This window comes from Actinoplanes regularis, from assembly GCF_900188005.1.
Lineage (GTDB): Bacteria > Actinomycetota > Actinomycetes > Mycobacteriales > Micromonosporaceae > Actinoplanes > Actinoplanes regularis.
Genome location: NZ_FZNR01000013.1, coordinates 70,071 through 89,248 on the forward strand (window position 1 = coordinate 70,071; position 19,178 = coordinate 89,248).

At 69.7% G+C, this 19,178-nt stretch carries 19 protein-coding genes; 10 read left to right on the plus strand and 9 right to left on the minus strand.

Features of this window, described 5'->3' with window-relative positions:
- The gene (locus CHC09_RS28945) at window positions 1–285 is read right to left on the minus strand and encodes a PLDc N-terminal domain-containing protein (protein ID WP_089296391.1); all 285 of its coding nucleotides are present in this window, start codon (window positions 283–285) and stop codon (window positions 1–3) included.
- Window positions 286–384: 99 nt separating this feature from the next.
- Window positions 385–1,164, minus strand: coding sequence for an SGNH/GDSL hydrolase family protein (locus CHC09_RS28950; protein ID WP_089296392.1), 780 nt, complete (start codon window positions 1,162–1,164; stop codon window positions 385–387).
- Between the two features lie 242 nt (window positions 1,165–1,406).
- On the opposite strand from CHC09_RS28950, the gene CHC09_RS28955 reads away from it, so the two are divergent.
- Window positions 1,407–1,784, plus strand: a complete 378-nt coding sequence (locus CHC09_RS28955; RefSeq protein ID WP_089296393.1) for a hypothetical protein — start codon at window positions 1,407–1,409, stop codon at window positions 1,782–1,784.
- A gap of 206 nt (window positions 1,785–1,990) precedes the next feature.
- Here the strand turns inward: CHC09_RS28955 and CHC09_RS28960 are convergent, their stop codons facing one another.
- The 3 genes from CHC09_RS28960 to CHC09_RS28970 form a co-directional block, all read right to left on the minus strand.
- A complete protein-coding gene (locus CHC09_RS28960) occupies window positions 1,991–3,667 on the minus strand; it encodes an ATP-binding protein (protein ID WP_239138551.1) in 1,677 nt (558 codons plus the stop codon).
- 7 nt (window positions 3,668–3,674) lie between these two features.
- Entirely contained in the window at window positions 3,675–4,850 is a 1,176-nt protein-coding gene (locus CHC09_RS28965; RefSeq protein ID WP_089296395.1) for a PAS domain-containing protein, read from the minus strand.
- A gap of 88 nt (window positions 4,851–4,938) precedes the next feature.
- Entirely contained in the window at window positions 4,939–5,958 is a 1,020-nt protein-coding gene (locus CHC09_RS28970) for a LacI family DNA-binding transcriptional regulator (RefSeq protein WP_089296396.1), read from the minus strand.
- A gap of 134 nt (window positions 5,959–6,092) precedes the next feature.
- Here CHC09_RS28970 and CHC09_RS28975 point away from each other — a divergent pair, with 134 nt between their 5' ends.
- The 7 genes from CHC09_RS28975 to CHC09_RS29005 all read left to right on the plus strand — a co-directional run bounded on the left by CHC09_RS28975 (window position 6,093) and on the right by CHC09_RS29005 (window position 14,036).
- Window positions 6,093–8,075: a beta-galactosidase gene (locus CHC09_RS28975; RefSeq protein WP_089296397.1), complete on the plus strand. Its 1,983-nt coding sequence runs from the start codon at window positions 6,093–6,095 to the stop codon at window positions 8,073–8,075.
- The gene (locus tag CHC09_RS28980; protein ID WP_089296398.1) at window positions 8,072–8,932 is read left to right on the plus strand and encodes a carbohydrate ABC transporter permease; all 861 of its coding nucleotides are present in this window, start codon (window positions 8,072–8,074) and stop codon (window positions 8,930–8,932) included. Before CHC09_RS28975 ends, CHC09_RS28980 begins: the two co-directional genes overlap by 4 nt.
- Window positions 8,933–9,021: 89 nt before the next feature.
- Window positions 9,022–9,849, plus strand: coding sequence for a carbohydrate ABC transporter permease (locus CHC09_RS28985; RefSeq protein ID WP_239138552.1), 828 nt, complete (start codon window positions 9,022–9,024; stop codon window positions 9,847–9,849).
- Between the two features lie 35 nt (window positions 9,850–9,884).
- Entirely contained in the window at window positions 9,885–11,213 is a 1,329-nt protein-coding gene (locus CHC09_RS28990; RefSeq protein WP_203833242.1) for an ABC transporter substrate-binding protein, read from the plus strand.
- Between the two features lie 2 nt (window positions 11,214–11,215).
- A complete protein-coding gene (locus tag CHC09_RS28995; RefSeq protein WP_239138560.1) occupies window positions 11,216–13,273 on the plus strand; it encodes an alpha-galactosidase in 2,058 nt (685 codons plus the stop codon).
- 191 nt (window positions 13,274–13,464) lie between these two features.
- On the plus strand, window positions 13,465–13,701 hold the full coding sequence (locus tag CHC09_RS29000; RefSeq protein ID WP_239138553.1) for a hypothetical protein: 237 nt from the start codon (window positions 13,465–13,467) through the stop codon (window positions 13,699–13,701).
- Window positions 13,698–14,036 carry a type II toxin-antitoxin system PemK/MazF family toxin gene (locus tag CHC09_RS29005; protein ID WP_203833243.1) on the plus strand — a complete coding sequence of 113 codons (339 nt, stop codon included), beginning with the start codon at window positions 13,698–13,700 and terminating at the stop codon, window positions 14,034–14,036. Before CHC09_RS29000 ends, CHC09_RS29005 begins: the two co-directional genes overlap by 4 nt.
- A gap of 124 nt (window positions 14,037–14,160) precedes the next feature.
- On the opposite strand, the gene CHC09_RS29010 is transcribed toward CHC09_RS29005, so the two are convergent.
- Entirely contained in the window at window positions 14,161–14,898 is a 738-nt protein-coding gene (locus CHC09_RS29010) for a ferredoxin reductase (protein ID WP_089296403.1), read from the minus strand.
- Window positions 14,899–14,904: 6 nt separating this feature from the next.
- On the minus strand, window positions 14,905–15,504 hold the full coding sequence (locus CHC09_RS29015) for a sulfite oxidase-like oxidoreductase (RefSeq protein ID WP_089296404.1): 600 nt from the start codon (window positions 15,502–15,504) through the stop codon (window positions 14,905–14,907).
- 77 nt (window positions 15,505–15,581) lie between these two features.
- Here CHC09_RS29015 and CHC09_RS29020 point away from each other — a divergent pair, with 77 nt between their 5' ends.
- Together CHC09_RS29020 and CHC09_RS29025 are read left to right on the plus strand one after the other, a co-directional pair.
- Entirely contained in the window at window positions 15,582–16,016 is a 435-nt protein-coding gene (locus tag CHC09_RS29020) for a nitroreductase family deazaflavin-dependent oxidoreductase (protein WP_089296405.1), read from the plus strand.
- Between the two features lie 98 nt (window positions 16,017–16,114).
- Window positions 16,115–17,251, plus strand: coding sequence for a DUF5925 domain-containing protein (locus CHC09_RS29025; RefSeq protein ID WP_089296406.1), 1,137 nt, complete (start codon window positions 16,115–16,117; stop codon window positions 17,249–17,251).
- 27 nt (window positions 17,252–17,278) lie between these two features.
- Here CHC09_RS29025 and CHC09_RS29030 read toward each other — a convergent pair whose 3' ends face one another.
- Both CHC09_RS29030 and CHC09_RS29035 read right to left on the minus strand, forming a co-directional pair.
- Window positions 17,279–18,727, minus strand: a complete 1,449-nt coding sequence (locus tag CHC09_RS29030; RefSeq protein WP_089296407.1) for a multicopper oxidase family protein — start codon at window positions 18,725–18,727, stop codon at window positions 17,279–17,281.
- Window positions 18,727–19,149: a DUF6220 domain-containing protein gene (locus CHC09_RS29035; RefSeq protein ID WP_089296408.1), complete on the minus strand. Its 423-nt coding sequence runs from the start codon at window positions 19,147–19,149 to the stop codon at window positions 18,727–18,729. The genes CHC09_RS29030 and CHC09_RS29035 overlap by 1 nt, the downstream gene beginning before the upstream one ends.
- Window positions 19,150–19,178 lie beyond the last annotated feature (29 nt).

Genomic DNA, 19,178 nt, shown 5'->3' on the forward strand with positions numbered 1-19,178 from the left:
TCAGGGCTTCCGGATCGCCTCGGCCAGCCCGCGCAGGAACTCAGGGTCGTCGTCCGGCCCGACCGGCATCGTTCGTGCCGGCGAACTCTTGATCCTGGCGGTCGCCGCCCGCCCGGCCCGGAACCAGGCGATCGCCCCGGCGACGGGGCAGAGGGCGATGAGCGTCAGCCACGCTCCGCGCGGAAAGTGCCGCACGCGGGACCGCTCGGTGGCCAGGCAGTCGATCACGGCCACCACGGTCAGCGCGACGGTGACGAGGAAGAGCAGCGTGTTCACTCGAGCCATGCCCAGGGATCCTGCCGACCCCGGGCGGCCACCCGGGTTTCCCCTCGGTTGCCAACCCGTTGCGGTGGGGTCCGGTGGGCCCCACCGCGGGGTTTCCGGTCAGGCGGCGCTGGTCAGGGCGGGTAGGTAGCCGTACGTGTAGCCGTTGCTGTTCGGGTGGTAGGAGTTCTGCGGCGGGACGATCGTCAGCCCGTTCAGGTACGGCCGCGACGAGCACACCCCGTGCCCGGAGAAGTTGGAGCGGACGTCCGCGAAGGTGAGCCCGGCCGCGGTCGCCCGTGCCTTGATCATGTCGTCGAGGACCTGAGCGCCGCTGTTCAGCGCCTTGCGCTTGGTCAGGCTCATCTCGCAGAGCAGCGCCGACGTGTCGAAGATGTTCGGGTACGAGAGCACGACCACCTTCGCCCCCGGCGCCTTGTTCTTGATCGCCGCGTAGGTCGCGTCGAGCTTGCCTCCAAGGGTGTTGGCGACGTAGGCCTTGCCCTGGTTGACCTTGGCCGTGCAGGCGGAATCGCTGCTGGTCAGGCACGTTATGACGGTCGGGGCGAAGCCGGCGTCGTTACCGCCGATGGTGATGCTGACCAGGTCGGCGCCGCTGGCCATGGCCGGTACCTGGGTGTTGAGCACGTCGTCGGTGACCGCGCCGCTGCAGGCGAGGAACTGGAAGGTGGTGGGACTGTTCTTCGCTGCCCACTGCGCGGCGTAACTGTTGTTGCCGCGCAGACAGGTGCCGGATTGTCCGGGCGCGCCGACCCCGGACGAGTAGGAGTCGCCGAGGGCGACGTAGTCGACGCCGGCCGCCTGGGCGGGGGAGGCGGCGACGGTGAGCGCGAGGACGGACGAGGAGACGAGGCAGGCGAGGACGGTAGCCCTACTCATCGATGGCCTCCGATATCCAAGGTCGGATCTCTGGGGCCGAAGCGCTTCGGTCACCGCACCGTAAGTCAGGGTCCTGAGAAATGAAATCCGGTGATTTTCTTGTTACAAGGGAGTAACATGTGTCGATGTGACCTGGGGTTATGTCCCTGGGGAATGTTACATGGCCGCTCTGTATTGGACTCTCAACGGCTGCCGAGCGGGCCTTCAGCGTGTCCCCAGAAAACCGGGCTACGTTCGGTCGTATGGAAGAGAATCGGGCCCGCCGGATCGTCGAGCGGCTGCGCGGGCGCAACGTCTTCGCTCATCTGAAACTTCCGCATGCCGGTCTCACGCGATACGGCATCCGCGTCGTGCTCCCCGACGGTCGCGAGGCGATCTGGGACAACGACGGCACCGCCGGCCTCGAAGCTCAGGTCATGCGCGACGGCATCCTGGTCGGCTTCGTGCCATCCATCCCGGGCTCGGAGCGCTTCACCGACGACGAGGTAATCGCCACGATCGCCGCCGCCGACTACGACCGCCCGATCGGCCGTTCCACGCCGGTCGCCGGCCGCCGCCCGACACCGCCACCCCCGCCGCCGAGCCTGAGCAGCCGTCTCCGCGCCACCTTCGGCGGCTGACGCCACCTTCAAAGCCCAAAGGCGCTACCCGCCAATCTCGACAACGCCCGGCGCCAGGTACCCGGTCCGCTCACCGAGCGTCCACGTCGGCCCGCAACGCTTCGGCGGTACGGCCTACGCGCCCCGCAGCAAGGCAGAGCCACGTCCCGTGGCATCAGGCGACCTCGCCGCCCCAAGGTCGATGTCACCCCGGCCGAATGTTGTACTCAAGCTACGTAGCCGGCCTCGCTCGATCGGTCCGGAGGCCGGTCCGGGAAAGTGAAGATCACCCGAGAACCGCCACCCGGGTTCTCCTCGACCCGGATCGTGCCACCGTGCCGGTCGACGATGCGCAGGCAGCTGGCCAGGCCGATTCCGTGACCCGCGGTGGCCGTCCCCTCCAAGCGGGTGAACATGTCGAAGATGCGGTCACGCTGCTCCGGCGGGATGCCGCGGCCATTGTCGGCCACCGTGACCGCCCAGCCGGAATCCTCCCGCTCGGCGGTGACCTCGACCCGGGGCGGACGGTTTGGATGGCGGTACTTGATCGCGTTGGCGATCAGGTTCTGCAGCAGCTGGCGGGCCAGGACCGGGTCGCAGCAGACCGCGGGCAGCGGGAACGGCGCGGACACCTCGGCGTCCGCGGACTGGATCTCGGCCTGCAGGTCGGTCAGGACGCTGCCGAAGACCTCGCCGAGATCCGCGATCACGGCGCGGATCGGAGCGCTGCCGGCTTGGGCGTACCCGAGCAGGGAAGAAATCAGGTCACGCATCCGGGTCACCGCGCGGGAGGCGGCGCCGACCCAGTTCCGAGCCTGCCCGTCGACCGCGTCCTCGAGCAGCTCGAGGCAGCCGCCGACGGCGCCGAGCGGGGCGACCAGGTCGTGGCTGACCGCACCGGCGAAGTTGGTCAGATCGATGTTGGAGCGGCGCAGCTCCTCGTTGGCGGCGGCGAGTTCGCGGCGGGCCTGTTCGATCAACCGCTGTTGGGTCCGGTCGGCGGTGACGTCGTGCATCGCCACCACCGCGCCGAGCGGGGTGCCGTCGGGCGCGATCAGGGCCCGGCCGTTCACACTGGCCTGGATCGACTCACCGCCGGGCCGCCGGATGACGATCTCGGCGTTGCTCACCAGGCCCTCCTGCAGCGCCAGGAGCAACGGAACCCGCTCGGCCGACAACCGGGTCACCCCGTCGGCCTCGAACAACTCGTAACGGGCGGGGAAGTCGTGCGGGTCGATGTCCGGATCGGCGTCCACGCCTTGCCACTCCCGGGCAACCCGGTTGAACAGCGACAGCCGGCCGTCCCGGTCACAGGCGATCACGGCCACGTCGATCGTCTCCAGCAGGGTGTCGGTCCACCGCTGCCGGGCCTCGGCGATCGCGGCCAGATCCGCGTTGATCCGGGCCTGCCGGCGCCGTTCGAACAGGGCCACGGTCACCTGGGCCAGGTCCGTGAGCCGGGCCAACTGCTCGGCGGTCAGCTCGTGCGGCTCGTTGTGGAAGACACAGAGCGTGCCGAGCGCGTACCCGTCCGGGGTGATCAGCGGCGCGGAGGCGTAGAACCGGACATCGCCATGGACACCGGCGACCCACGGGTTGGCTCGGTACCTCGGGTCGACGCTGGCATCCGGCACGTAGGTGAGCTTTCCGCTCTCGAACTGGATCGCGCACATCGACTCGGCACGGGCCGAGTCCACACCATCGAAACCGACCGTGGTCAGCTGGTGCTGCCGGTTCTCGTCGATCAGGTTCAGCGTGGCGGTCGGGACATCGGTGACCGTCGCCGCGACCCGGACGACCGCCTCCAGCTCTTCCCCGGCCGGCGCGTCGAGCAGGCTGTACTCGTGCAGCTTCGCAAGGCGTCGCTGCTCACGCTCATCGACCAGCCCCGTGACGAGACCCACTCCTTCCCTATCGGCGGGTGCCATCCCGCCCTGAGCCGGTCCTGGAGCGGGCCGCCAGCGCGTCCGCCAGCAGGCCGTCGATCACTTCACGCATCCGTACCACCTGCGCCGAAGCGGCGGCCGCCTCCGGATAACCCTCGCCGGCCAGCAGCTCCAGAAAGCCGCCGACCGCGGCGAGCGGAGCGACCAGATCGTGGCTGACCGCGGCCGCGAAGTTCGTCAGGTCCGCGTTCGAGCGTTCCAACTCGGCGTTTGCCCGGGTGAGCCGCATCCGGGCCTGCTCGATCAGGCGCCGCCGAGTGACCTCGGTGGTCACGTCTACCTTGGCCAGGACAGCGCCGATGACCGCGCCGTCCGAGCCATGCAGCGGCCTGGCGTTGGCCCGGAGATACCTCGGTTCACCTGTCGGCCGACGGATCACCATCTTCCGGCCGGTGACCGCGACGTTGTCACGCAGCACCACACGCAGGGGCAGGTCGGCGTCCGGGATCGGGGTGACGCCGTCCGGTTCGAACAGCCCGAACCGGCGCCCGACGTCGACCCGATAAGGATCCTCTCCAGTACGGCCGTGCCAGTCCCGTGCCGCCCGGTTCCAGAACGTGATCTGGTAGTCCTCGTCACAGGCGATCACCGCGGCGTCGATGGTCTCCAGCAGCATGTTGGTCCACTGCTGCTTGCGCTGCGTTTCGACGGCCAGTTCGGAGGTGAGCCGGGCGGCCCGGCGGCGATCGAAGAGCCCGATGATGATCCCGGCCAGGTCGGTGAGCCGGGCCCTCTGAGCGGCGGTCAGCTCGCGAGGTTCCTCGCCGAAGACGCACAATGTGCCCAGCGCGTGCCCCTCCGGCGTGACCAGCGGAGCCGAGGCGTAGAACCGCAGTCGGCCCAGCACCCCGGTGACCCACGGACTGTTCTGGTAGATCGGGTCCACCCGGGCGTCCCGGACGTGCACGAACGCATCCGACTTGAACTGGATCGCGCACATCGAGTCGGGGCGGGAGCAGTCGACCGGTGCCTCGCCGAGCCGGATCAGCCGGTACTGACGCCGTTCGTCGATCAGGTTCAAACTGGCCGAGGTCACCCCGGCGATCGTCGCGGCGATGCGCAGCACGGCGGACAGCTCGCTTTCCGGCGGCGTGTCACCCAGCCGGTACTCGTGCGGTGCCGCAAGCCGTTCCCGCTCCACCCTCTCCTGTTCGTCCGGCCCGGCGGTTACCTGAGCACCGTAATGGACTTCGTGAAGCCTTTGCGGGCAGGCCGGGCCCGGTGGCGGGTCAGGCGGAGTCGCGCCAGACGACCGGGGTGGGCAGCAGTTGCCCGGCCGTCTCGAGCTGCTCGCCGCGGAGCTGCCGCAGGATCAGTTGCGCCGCGACCGCCCCGAGCTCCTTGGCCGGCTGGCGCACCGTCGATAACTGGGGCTGCGTCCGTACCGCCCAGGTGCTGTCGTCGAAACCGACGATGCCCACGTCGGTCGGCACGCTCCGGCCGGCCTCGCGCAGCGTCTCGAGAGCGCCGGCGGCGATCGCGTCCGACGCCGCGAAGACGCCGTCGATGGCGGGCTCCCGTTCCAGCAGCAGGCGCATGCCCTTGACGCCGGAACCGTAGTCGTAGTGCGGCACCTCGGCGACCAGGTCCTCGTCGAACGCGTCGCCCACTGCGGAGCGGAAGCCGTTGAGGCGGTCGAGGCCGGAGTCGCGATCCAGGGCCGCCGCGATCATCCCGATCCGCCGGCGGCCGGTCGCGACCAGCCGGGACGTGATCTCGCGGGCCGATCCGGCGTTGTCGATCCCGACGTACGGAATGGTCCGGCTCAGGTCGGGTGGGTGCCCGACGAACGCCGCCGGCAACCGCAGGTCGCTGATCACCCTGATGATCGGGTCGTGGGCGCGGGCCGAGACGACGATCGCCCCGTCGACGAAACCGCCGCTGAGGTAGCGCGCGACCCGCTCCATGTCCCGCGTGGACTCGACGACCAGGCTGACCATCTGGTGGTCGGCGAGGGAGAGCGCGGCGTTGGCGCCCAGCATTATCGCCCCGATGTTGGGGTCGTCGAGGAAGAGCGAGTGCGGCTCCAGCGCGACGAACGCGACCGCCTCGGAGCGGCGCATCTTGAGGGCGCGGGCGGCGGTGTTCGGCACGTAGCCGACCTCGGTGATCGCGGCTTCGATGGCGGCGCGCGCCTCGGCCGAGACGTAGCCGCCGTTGAGGACGCGACTGACGGTGCCCCGGGACACGCCCGCGGCGGCCGCGATGTCGTGCACCGTGGCGCGCTTGGGGGGCCTGGGTTGGGGCATGCGATCACGATAGCGCCGTCACCGCTATTGACCTCCTGTCAGCCCGGCCCTACTGTGTGCACGTTCACACAGCCGTAACACTGTTGAGTGCGCGGCAATGTGTGCACGTGCACACACCGTTGACCAGGAGTTTCATGAAAAGCCTCGGGATCACTCTGGGTTGCGATTACAACCCTGAACAGTGGACGCCGGACGTCTGGCGCGAAGACGTCGTGCTGATGCGCGAGGCCGGTATCGACCTGGTCGCGATCAACATCTTCGGCTGGTCGAGCCTCGAGCCGAGCGCCGGTCGGTACGAGTTCGCCGCGCTCGACGAGATCATCGAGCTCCTCCACGCCGCCGGCATCCGGATCAACCTGGGCACCGGCACCTCGTCCCCGCCGCCGTGGCTCACCACGCTGCACCCCGAGGTGCTCCCGGTCGTCGCCGACGGCACCACCCGGTTCCCGGGCGGGCGTCAGGCCTGGTGCCCCAGCTCGCCGGTCTTCCGGGACCGGGCCTACGCACTGGTCCGCGAGGTCGTCCGCCGCTACGGCGAGCACCCGGCGCTGGCCCTCTGGCACGTCTCCAACGAGCTGGGCTGCCACAACGCGCTCTGCTACTGCGAGACCAGCGCCGAGGCGTTCCGCTCCTGGCTGCGCCGCCGGTACGGCAAGATCGAGACTTTGAACGAGGCGTGGGGCACCGCCTTCTGGAGCCAGCGTTACGGCGACTGGGCCGAGATCCAGCCGCCGCGGGCCGCCCTGTCGATCCGTAACCCGGCACAGCTCGTCGACTTCCAGCGGTTCAGCTCCGACGAACTGCTGGACCACTACCGCGGGGAGACCGCGATCCTGCGGGCGCACTCGTCCGTCCCGGTCACCACGAACTTCATGGTCACCGCGCACATCCGCAACCTGGACTACTGGTCCTGGGCTCCGGAGATGGACGTGATCGCCAACGACCACTACCTGGACCACCGCCTCGGCGACCCGGTGGGCGAGCTCTCGTTCGCCGCCGACCTGACCCGGGGCCTGGCCGGCGGCGCGCCGTGGATGCTGATGGAGCAGTCCGCCGGCGCGGTCAACTGGCAGCCGTACAACCTCACCAAGGCGCCCGGGGAGATGCTCCGCAACACGCTGACCCACGTGGCCCGCGGCGCGGACTCGATCTGCTTCTTCCAGTGGCGGGCCTCCCCGCAGGGCGCCGAGAAGTTCCACTCCGCGCTGCTGCCGCACGCCGGCACCGGCACCGTGGCCTGGCGCGAGGTGCTGCGCCTGTCCGAGACGCTGAACCGGATCGGTGAGGTGGCCGGCACGACCGTGGAGTCGGACGTCGCGCTGATCTTCAGCTGGGAGTCGTGGTGGGCCGCCGAGGGGGAGGCTCGGCCGTCCCAGGCGGTCGAGTACCTCGACCAGGTGCACGCGACCCACCGGGCCCTGCGCGAACTGGGCGTGACCTGCGACGTCGTCTCCCCGGACGCGGATCTGAGCGGCTATCGCCTGGTCGTGGTCCCGTGCCTGTACATGGTCGGTGACCTCGCCGCCGTGCGGATCGCCGACTACGTGGCCGGCGGCGGGCACCTGCTGGTCACGTTCTTCAGCGGGATCGTCGACGAGCGGGACCGGATCCGGCTGGGCGGTTACCCGGGCGCGTTCCGTGACGTGCTCGGCGTGCTGACCGAGGAGTTCGCGCCGCTCAAACCCGACCACGAGGTGATGCTGACCAACGGCGGGGTCGGGACGCTCTGGACCGAGCGGCTGCGGACCACCACGGCGTCGCCGATCGCCAGTTATCTGGACGGGCCGCTGCCGGGCACCCCGGCGATCACCCGCAACGAGTTCGGGGACGGGGTGGCGTGGTACCTGGCAACCGCCGTGGACCCGCACACCATGCAGGACCTGATGCTCAATATCGCGAAAAACGCGGGCGTAACGGTTGAGGAGTTCGACGGGGAGGTCGAGGTCGTCCGCCGCACCGGCGACGGCCGTACGTACCTCTTCGTCGTCAACCACGGATCGAACCCCGTCGAGTATCCCGTCGCCGGTTTCGACCTGGTCAGCGCCACCGAGACAGGCGGTCTGCTGCGCGTCGCAGGTGGCGGCGTGGCCGTCGTCCGGGCGGAGGAACCAGCATGACCAGCAGAAAGCCGATCCTCTTCTTCGTCCTGCCGTTCGGCCTGCTCTTCGCCGCCTTCTACCTGGCGCCGATCGGTTACGCCATCAAGCAGTCCCTCTACAAGGTCACCCGCACCGGCACGTTCGGCCCGGCCCACGAGGTCTTCGGCGGCCTGGAGCAGTATCAGCGCGTCTTCCAGAACGGCCCGTTCTGGGAGTCGGTCGGCCGGGTGCTGCTGTTCGGCGTGGTCCAGGTCCCGGTCATGCTCGGCCTGGCGCTCCTGCTCGCCCTGCTGCTCGACTCCGGCCTGGTCCGGGGCAAGCGGTTCTTCCGGCTGGCGTTCTTCGTGCCGTACGCGATCCCCGGCGTGGTCGCCGCGATCATGTGGGGCTTCCTGTACTCGCCGAACCTCTCCCCGTTCACCGCGGTCACCAGCAACTGGAACCTGCTCTCCGCCGACCTGGTGCTCTGGGCCATGGCGAACGTGGTGACCTGGGTCTACGTCGGTTACAACATGCTGATCATCTACTCCGCCCTGCTCGCCATCCCGCAGGAGGTGTACGAGGCGGCCACGATCGACGGCGCCGGACCGTGGCGCACCGCCTGGTCCATCAAGATCCCCCTGGTGATGCCGGCGATCGTGCTGACCACCGTCTTCTCGATCATCGGCACCCTGCAACTGCTGGCCGAGCCCCAGGTGTTCCGCACCTTCAGCTCCGCGGTGTCCAGCACGTACACCCCGAACCTGACCGTCTACTCCACCTCGTCGATCCCGAACTTCAACCTGGCCGCCGCGTTCTCCGTGGTCCTGGCGCTGGCGACGTTCGTCCTCTCCTTCACGTTCCTGAAGTTCACGTCCCGGGGAGGCGACAAGTGAACTTTTTTCAACGTGGTCAGGGCCCGCTGTGCGGGCGCCGGCCAACGATCCGAGGGCTTCAGGCCCGTTGCCAGGTTGAAAAAGGTTCATTGAAGAGCCGGACCGCCGCCATGGGCATCATGGGGATCTGCACGTTCTACTTCCTGGTACCGATCTGGTGGTTGTTCGTCGGGGCGACCAAGTCCCGCGGCGACTTCTCCGGCACGGCGCCGCTCTGGTTCGCCGACTTCCACCTCGGACAGAACCTGAGCGAGCTGTTCGCCTACCGCGACGGGGTCTTCCTGCGCTGGATGGCCAACAGCGTCCTGTACACCGGCGGTGCCGCCCTGCTCGGCACGCTGCTCGCCGCGATGTGCGGATACGCCCTGGCCAAGTACCGGTTCCCCGGCCGGGAGCTGATCTTCAACCTGGTGCTCGGCGGCGTCCTGGTGCCGGCCACCGCGCTGGCGCTCCCGCTCTTCCTGATCTTCAGTGAGCTGGAGGCGACCAACACCTTCTGGTCGGTCTTCCTGCCCAGCCTGGTCAACCCGTTCGGGGTGTACCTGGCGCGGATCTACGCCACCGCGAGCGTCCCGGAGGAGCTGCTGGAGGCCGCCCGGCTGGACGGCTCGGGCGAGGTGCGCACCTTCTTCAAGATCTCCACCCGGTTGATGTTCCCCGCCCTGGTGACCATCTTCCTGTTCCACTTCGTCGCGGTCTGGAACAACTTCCTGCTCCCGCTGATCATGCTCGGCAACGAGCGGCTGTTCCCGGTCACGCTCGGCCTCTACACCTGGAACGGCCAGGTCAACCAGCTCCCCGAGCTGCGAATGCTGGTGCTCACCGGCGCCCTGGTCTCGATCGTCCCGCTGGTGGTGGCGTTCCTGCTGCTCCAGCGCTTCTGGCGGAGCGGCCTCGGGGCCGGCTCCGTCAAGTGACAAACCCCTCCGGATAATCAGAAATGAGTCCTTCGATGAAGAAGAAACTGCTCGGCGTCCTGATGACCTCAGCCCTGGCGCTGACGGCCTGCTCCTCTTCCTCCGACGGCGGTGACGAGGTCGCGGCCGGCGCCTCGAGCTGCGCGCCGGCGAGCGGCGGCCCGGTCACCCTGACCTTCACCTCCTGGATCCCGAAGATCGAAGAGGTGGTCAAGGTCTGGAACGACGCCCACCCCGAGATCCAGGTCAAGGTGCAGACCGGCCCGAACGGCAACGGCGGCACCTACCAGAACTTCTTCAACCAGCTCAAGGCCGGCAACGCCCCGGACCTGGGCCAGATCGAGTACGACGCGCTGCCCAGCTTCCGCGTCCAGGACGGCCTGACGAACCTGGCCGCCTGCAAGCCGGTGACCGACGCCAAGGACCGGTTCATCGACTGGACCTGGAACCAGGTCAGCTTCGGTGAGAAGGACGCGGTCTACGGCGTCCCGCAGGACTCCGGCCCGATGGCGCTCTTCTACCGCAAGGACCTGTTCGAGAAGGCCGGCATCCCGGTGCCGGCCACCTGGGAGGAGTACGCGGCGGCGGCCGTCAAGGTGCGGGCGGCCGGCGGCTACATCACCAACTTCTCGCAGAGCGACATCAACCAGTTCGCCGGTCTGGCCTGGCAGGCTGGCGGCCGTTGGTTCAGCAACGACGGCACCAAGTGGACCGTCAACCTGCAGGACGAGGCGACCACCAAGGTGGCGAACTACTGGCAGGACCTGATCGCCAAGAAGCTGGTCTCCGCGGTGCCGCCGTGGACCACCGAGTGGGACAGCGCGTACAACAAGGGGCAGGCCTGGACCTGGGTCTCCGCGGTCTGGGGCGCCAACTCGATCTCCTCCGGCGCGCCCGACACGTCCGGCAAGTGGGCGGTCGCCCCGATGCCGCAGTGGACCGCGGGCGGCAAGGTCGCCGGTAACTGGGGCGGTTCCTCCACCGCCGTGTTCAAGGGCTCGAAGCACCCGTACGAGGCGGCCCAGTTCGCGATCTGGCTGAACACCTCGCAGGAGGCGCTTACGCTGCTCAACGAGAAGGCCAACCTGTACCCGGCGACCAAGGACGGTGCCACGCTGCCCGCGCTGGGCAAGGGTGTCGACTTCTACGGCGGTCAGAAGATCTACGACGTCTTCGCCGCGGCCGCCACGCAGGTCACCCCCGACTTCACCTGGGGACCGACGATGACCTCGACGTACGCCTCCGCTTCGGACGGATTCAAGGCCGCCGTCTCGGGCAGCGGCACGCTGCTCGACGCGCTGAAGAAGGCGCAGACGACGACGATCGACAACCTCAAGTCGCAGAGCATCCCGGTCGCCGAGTGACCATGTACCACCTGCGCGCCGCGGGCGTCAGCCTCGTGCTGAACGCCCGCGGCGTCGTCCTGCACTGGGGTGCCGACCTGGGGGACCTGCCCACCGCGTTCGCGGAGAGCCAGGTTCCGGCGATTCCGCCCAGCTCGATCGACGTACCCCTGCGGTTGTCCCTGCTCCCGACCGCGGGCGAGGGCTGGAGCGGCCGGGCCGCCCTGGCGGGCCACCGTGCCGGAAGACCCGCCGGAACGCTGCGGGTCGCCGGCCTCCAGGCTTCGGAGAACACGATTACGGTACGTACGGAGAACGCCGACGGCGGTCTGCACGTCACCACCGAGATCGAGCTGTCGCCCGAGGGTGTGCTGCGGCTGCGGCACCATCTGGTGAACCACGGGCCGGGCGATTTCGAACTGGCCGCCCTCGACGTGCTGCTGCCGGTTCCACCCTCGGCCGCCGAGGTGCTCGACTTCACCGGCCTCTGGGCACACGAGCGGCGCCCGCAACGCTCCACGCTGCGTCAGGGCGTGTGGAGCCGGGAGAGCCGGCACGGGCGGCCCGGCCACGACGACGCGTTCCTGCTCATGGCCGGTGAGCCCGGCTTCGGTTTCCGCAGTGGGCGGGTCTGGGCGCTGCACGTGGCGTGGAGCGGGGACAAGCGGATCTGGGCCGAACGTTCCGCGCTCGGGCCGTCCGTGGCCGGGGCCGGCGAACTGCTCGCGCCGGGGGAGATCCGGCTGGCCGAGGGCGACTCCTACACGACACCGTGGGTCGTCGCGGTCTTCTCCGACTCCGGCATCGACGGCCTCTCCGACCGGCTCCACCCGTGGATTCGTTCCCGGCGGGTGCTGGAGAAGCCGCGCCCGGTCGTGTTGAACACCTGGGAGGCGGTCTACTTCGACCAGTCCCTTCCCCGGCTGACCGCCCTGGTCGACGCGGCCGCGGAGGTCGGCGCCGAGCGCTTCGTGCTGGACGACGGCTGGTTCACCGGCCGCCGCGACGACCGGCGCGCGCTCGGGGATTGGCACGTCGATCCCGGCGTCTGGCCGGACGGGCTGCATCCGCTGATCGCCCGGGTCCACGCGGCCGGGATGGACTTCGGCCTCTGGGTCGAACCCGAGATGATCAGCCCGGACTCCGTGCTGGCCCGGTCCTACCCGTCCTGGATCCTCGGCCCGGCGTCCGCGCTGACGTGGCGATTCCAGCGCGTACTGGATCTGGCGAACCCGGACGCCTACGCCTACATCCTGGGCCGGCTCACCGACCTGCTCAGCGAGTACCCGATCGCCTTCCTCAAGTGGGATCACAACCGTGACCTGCTCGAACCGGGAGCCTCACACCGGCAGACGGCCGCTCTGCACCGCCTGCTCGCCGAGCTGCGGGTGGCCTTCCCGCAGCTGGAGATCGAGAGCTGCGCGTCCGGCGGGGCCCGGGTCGACCTGGGCATCCTGGAACACGTCGACCGGTTCTGGACCTCGGACACCAACGATCCGCTCGACCGCCAGCACATCCAGCGCTGGACCGGTGTCCTGATCCCGCCCGAGTTCCTCGGCGGTCACCTGGGTGCGGGCACGGCGCACGTCACCGGCCGTACCTCCGCGTTGGGTTTCCGCCTGGCCACGGCCCTGTTCGGGCACGCCGGCATCGAGTGGGACGTCTCCCGCGCCTCCGCCGCGGACCGCGCCCTGATCGCCGCCTGGACCGCCGAGTACAAGCGGCTGCGCCCCCTGCTGCACTCCGGTGCGGTCGTCCGCGCCGATTCCCCCGACCCGGCGGTGCTGCTGCACGGCGTGGTCGCCCAGGATCGTTCCTCGGCGGTGTTCGCCCTGGTCACCTTGGACTCGCCGGCCGCGGCCCTGCCCCCGCCGATCCGTTTCCCGGGCCTCGACCCGGCGCGGCACTACGAGGTGCGCCCGCTCGGCCACCCGCCCCGCGTCGTCCAGGACGCTCCGCCCCCGTGGCTCGCCACCGGGTCGATCACGCTGCCCGGCCGCGTCCTGTCCGAGGTCGGCCTCCCCGCCCCGCTACTGGCCCCGGAACAGGCCGCCCTGTTCACCCTGACCGCCACCTCCTAACCCACGGCGTTGCTGGCGAGGGCTTGCCGGAGCATACTTTCTGTATGACACCTGTACGACAAAGCGTTGAGACGACGCGTGAGGTGCCGGCTGGGGAGGTCGCTGACGACGCGGTGCCGACCCCGAAAAGGGCCGCTCGCGGCCGTGGTCGGCGGCGCGGCGCCGAACTCGCCGCGTCAACTGTCGCGCAGGTGCGTCTGCAGGCCGACGAGCTGGCTCTGCTGCGTGCGGCGATGCGGGAGCTGGGCCTGAACACGACATCGGACGCCCTGCGCGAGGGCATTCGACTGCTGGTCCGGGAAGCCAGAGAGACGGCCGCAGCCGAGGAGATTCGAGACTTCTACACCGGTGGGCAGGCGCCGCTTCCCGAGGGCGTGACCGCCGCGACGGCGGATGAACTGACCGCGGCGGACAACGAGCAATGGTGAGCGCGACCCACCCCCTCCTGCCGATGCGCGGCGAGGTCTGGGGCTGCGCACTGCCGAGGGTGGGCCCGCATCCCGTGGTCGTCCTGACAGTGAACCGGATAGCGGAGCCCCTGTCCGCGGTCACTGTCGCTCTGGTCACCGGAACCGCCGGGCCGGCGTCGACGCATGTACGCGTCGGACCGGAGGCCGGTGTCACGAAATATGACGAGTCATTCGTGAACTGTGCCGACATTCATACGGTGGACAAGCCGAGCCTTCGCCGCCGTCTCGGGCGCCTGGCACCCGTCGAGATGCGTAAGGTCGAAACCAATCTGCGTGCGGTTCTCGGTCTCTGACCGTGGGGCGCTGGGTGGTTCGGGGTGGCCGGGCGTCGCGCGGGATTCGCCGGGGGCTTGGCTTGTGGCCTGCGGACGGGGCTCCGGTGGTCGTACCTTCGCATGGGTTTGAAGGTTTTGGGTTTCAGGCGCCGCCGAAGCGTTCGGTGCGGATCTTTCTCGGGTCGTGGCCGAGGGCGACCAGGATGTCGGCGGCGGTCTCGACGAACGAGGTGGGGCCGCAGACGAAGACGTCCGGGGCGAAGTCCGGCGGCCAGCCGTGGGTGTTCAGGGTGGCGACGTCGATGCGTCCCGGCGGGGTGGGCCAGCCGTCCGGGGCCTTGCGGGTGTAGACGAAGTGGACGTCCAGGCCGGGATCGTCGCGGACGCGGCGCTTCAGTTCGTCGGCGAAGCACGCGTCCTCGGGAGTGCGCACCGAGTAGATCAGGCGGAACGGCTGGCGGGCCCGGAGCCGGCCGCGTTCGCGCAGCATCGACATCAGCGGGACCACGCCGGAGCCGCCCGCGACCAGCAGGACCGGGGCCGGCTGGGTCGCGCGCCAGACGAACCAGCCGCCGATCGGGCCGCGCAGCTCGATCCGGTCGCCGGCCTCGACGATATCGGCCAGGTACGGGGAGACCTCGCCGTCGTCCAGGCGCTGGACGGTGATCTCGACCGGGCCCGCGCCGGGCCAGTCGGAGGCGATCGAGTAGCTGCGCTGTGCGGAGTATCCGTCCTCGGCGGTGAGGCGCAGGTCGAGGTGCTGGCCGGGGAGGTGGCCGGGCCAGTCCGGGACCTCCAGCGTGAGGGTACGGGCGGACGGGGTCTCCCAGCGGACCGCGGAAACGGTGGCGGCCCGCCAGGTCAGCGCGCGAGTCTTCATCGAGGGTCAGTCACCGGTGTAACGCTGCTCGAGCCAGGGGTCGCCGTACATGTGGTAGCCGGCGGTCTCCCAGAAACCGGGCTCGTCGTCCAGCATCATCTCCAGCCCGTTGACCCACTTGGCCGACTTCCAGAAGTACAGGTGCGGGACGAGCAGGCGGGCCGGGCCGCCGTGCTCCTCCTCGAGCGGCTCGCCGTCGAACTCGTACGCGATCCAGGCCTTGCCGTCGAGCAGGTCCTCGAGCGGCACATTGGTGGTGTAGCCGCCCGTGCTGTGCGCCATCACGAAGTCCGCGGCGGTCTCCACCTCCTCGAAGAGCGTGTCCAGCGAGACGCCCTTCCAGCTGGTGCCGAGCTTGGACCACTTGGTGACGCAGTGGATGTCCCGGGTGATCTCCTCAGCCGGCAGGGCGGTGAACGCCTTCCAGTCCCAGGTGTGCTTCTGCCCGACCTCGGTGGTGATGGTGAAGCTCCATCGGTCCAGCGGGATGCGCGGCGTCGGCCCGGCGGAGAGCACCGGGAAGTCGTGTGTCAGGTACTGACCGGGCGGCAGCTCGGGGGCGGAGTCACGCCGCCGCCCGCCGAAGCCCCGGGAGATGATGCCCATGGGATACGAGTAAAGCGCATGATTGTTGAATCCCGGGGCGCGGCCGAGCGCCGTTGATCCGCCGTAGACTCGGGCCTATGCCGCTGACAGGGGAATACCAGCCCAGCACCGTCGACTGGGCGCGCAAACAGGCCGAAGAGTACGAAGCTTCCGATGGCGCCCGCGCCGGCGAGATCTTGGACCGCCCGATCATCGTGGTCACCAATGTCGGGGCGAAGTCTGGCAAGCTGCGCAAGACCCCGCTGATGCGGGTCGAACACGAGGGGGAGTACCTCGCGGTCGGCTCCCTCGGCGGCGCCCCGAAGAATCCGGTGTGGGTCTACAACCTGCGCAAGAATCCGCACGTCGAGGTGCAGGACAAGGCGGAGCGACACGACTACACGGCGCGTGAGCTGTCCGGCGCCGAGCGGGAGGTCTGGTGGCAGAGGGCGGTCGAGGCGTTTCCGAACTACGCGGACTACCAGACGAAGACCGAGCGGCTGATCCCACTCTTCGTGCTGACCCGGCACTGACCGAATCGGTCCGTTACGGGGGCGCGATCCGCCGGGTGGGCGCGGAGGACGCGGAAAAAGGGGATGCCACCAGGTCGTCCGCCCGCGATCATGGGAGCATGCGGACCCCCCACCAGCCTCTCGACCGAGCCAACGGGGCGGCGGTCCCACCCCAGCGCACCGGTTCCATGCCACTGTCAGGTTCCATCGACGACGGCGATCGACTGGTGGACCTGGTCGACCTGCTCGCCCTGGACCCGTTCGTCTCCGGCCGGGAGCCGTTCGGCCGCACCACCTGGCTGGAGAACCTGCGCGCCGACGCGCCGCTGACCATCGCCGACGCCCAGGTGGTCCGGGACGCGGTGGAGGACGACGGTCACGGCCGGCTCAGCGTCGGCGACGGCTGGACCCTGCACGTGATGCGCTGGAAGCAGAGCCGTCGGGCGCGCGTCACCGTCACCGCCGTCAGCGCCGAGCTCGCCGAGACGATGCTCGCCACGGTGACCGCCAACGCCGTGGAGGAGCCGGCCCCGGCCGACGACAGCGTGCCGGTCGGCTTCTGGCACTACGGCCCGCACGGGCCGCGCCGCACTCAGCGGGAGATCGAGGCCGCGCCGTGGGAGACGATCCGGCCGAACTACGCGGGACCGGTCGCCGACACCCTGGAACGGCTGATGGCGATCGACGGGTCGAACGTGTCCGGCCGCCTCCTGCTGCTGCACGGCGAGCCGGGCACCGGCAAGACGACCGCGCTGCGCGCCCTCGCCCAGCAGTGGCGCTCCTGGTGCCAGGTCGACTGCGTGCTCGACCCGGAACGGTTGTTCGGCGACCCGGCCTACCTGATGAGCGTGGCGCTGGGCAGCGGTGACGACGACGAGCCGAAGTGGCGGCTGCTGATGCTGGAGGACTGCGACGAGCTGATCAGCGGCGACGCCAAGGCGAGCGCCGGGCAGTCGCTGTCCCGCCTGCTCAACCTCACCGACGGGCTGCTCGGCCAGGGGCGCAACGCGCTGATCGCGATCACCACCAACGAGGACCTGTCCTCGCTGCACCCGGCGGTGGTCCGGCCCGGCCGCTGCCTGGCCAGCATCGAGGTGGGCCGGCTGCCGTACCAGGAGGCGGTCGGCTGGCTCGGCACCTCGAAGGGGATCGGGCCGGACGGCGCGACCCTGGCCGAGCTGTACGCCCTGAAGACCGGCGCCGAGCCGGTCACCGTGCCCAAGCAGCAGCTCGGGCCCACCGGGATGTATCTGTAGGAACCCGTTTCTCCGACCGGGAAGCCATCACTCCGGGACGTTGCGGGCAGGGCCGCCGACCAGGAACGAGCTGCGGACCCCGGTGTACATCAGGTGCGCGACCAGGCCCTCCGGGACGTGCTTGAGGTTGTGGCAGTGGTCGGCCCAGATGCCCGGGTTGTCGGCGACGAACGCGACCTCGAAAGTGTCGCCCTGCAGCACGTCCAGCGAGTCCGTCCACCACGGACTTCCGGTCGAGGCGACCCCGTTGCGGCTGAGCACCACCATGTGATGACCGTGCAGGTGCATCGGGTGCACCTCACCGGTGCCGTTGTGGATGGTCATCCGGACGATGTCGCCGGTGCTCGCCATGAACATCGGCACGTTCGGGAAGAGGTGGCCGTTGACGGTCCACCAGTTGCCCGGCTTGCCGTTCAGAAATCCGAAGCGGCGGCCGATGTCGTACCGGAATCTGCGGTCGGAGCGGGCCGGGTCGAAACCGAGTGGGGCGGGTGTGCCGTACGACAGGAGATCGAGGATGGCGCGCGGAAGCGCCGCCGCCCGGCTCCCCGGGGCCGCGACCGCCGCCCCACCGCCCACATCGACCCGGGCGGAGCTGCTCAACCGCAGGTCGACCCGGGCGCCCGCGGTGACCAGAATCGCCTTGTTCTCGACGACGGCCGGCTCGTGCAAGTCCCGCCCGTCGATCGCGACGACCTGGAACGACGCGCCGCTGACCCAGACCCGGATCGGTCCTGAGTCGGTGTTGATCACACGGACCAGCCGGCCGGTGAGAGGGGAGACCCCGGGCACGCCGTTGATCGTGCGCTTGCCCTGGTAGGTGTGGACCGCCGCGACCGTACCGCGCTCCGCGTCCGGGCGCGGCAGGATCACCAGCGCCCCGAACAGGCCGTTCCTGACCTGCACGTGCGAGACCTGATGCGAGTGGTACCAGTACGTCCCGGCGCTGCGGGCCACGAACCGGTACACGTAGGTCTGCCCGGGGCGGACCGCGTCCTGGGTGATCCCGGCGACCCCGTCCTCCGCGTTCGGCACGTCCACCCCGTGCCAGTGCAGCGTCACACCGTCCCGCACCGACTCGTTCACCAGCGTCACCTGGATCAGCTGTCCCTGAACGGCGCGGATCTCCGGGCCGGGGGAGGTGCCGTTGACCGTGTACCGGTTCCCGGACTGGCGAGTGGTCAGGGTGACCGCCACGTCGGGCGTGCCGCTCGGCCCCTTTAGGTCGGCGACCGAGATCCCGGCGTAGTGGTGGCTCTCGGCCGGCGGCTCGTCGCCGTACCGGTAGTGCTCGGCCGGTGGCTGGTCGCCGTACAGGTTGTGGCCGCCCGCCGGGCCGCCGCCGTAGTCGGGATAGCCCATCTCGGCCATGTCGTAGGTGTCGGGGACCAGGCTGTCGGACCAGAAGAAGCCGATCGGGCCCACCACGGCGAGGCTCGCCGACACGGCGATGACGGCCCGGGTCACCGCCCGCATCAGGCGGCGACCGGTTCTGGCGTGGTTCCCGACTTACCGGCCTGACGTCCGGCCATCTGGGCGAGGCCGGCGACGGCGAGCGCGTTGAGGCCGTGCAGCGCGCCCAACCCGGCCACGCTGTAGCTGGCGAAGGCCAGCACGATCTGCAGCACCACGGCGCCGAACGTGAGCGCGGCCCACTTGACCCCGCCCGGGACCGGGGCGAAGAAGGAGACCACCAGCAGGGCGATGGCCAGCAGCGGGATCACCATCATGCCGACGACGCTGTGCAGGACGTGGCCCCAGTTCTGGGAGTTGTTGTCGAAGACACCGCCGTTGTCCACGTCGTCGAGGACCAGGAACCAGGCGGCGGCGATCGCGGCGAGCTGCACCACGACGCCGAGAGTGATGAGACCGGACAGAGCACGATAGACGGAGCGCATCGGGTTCTTCCCCCTTCAAACCGATGCAC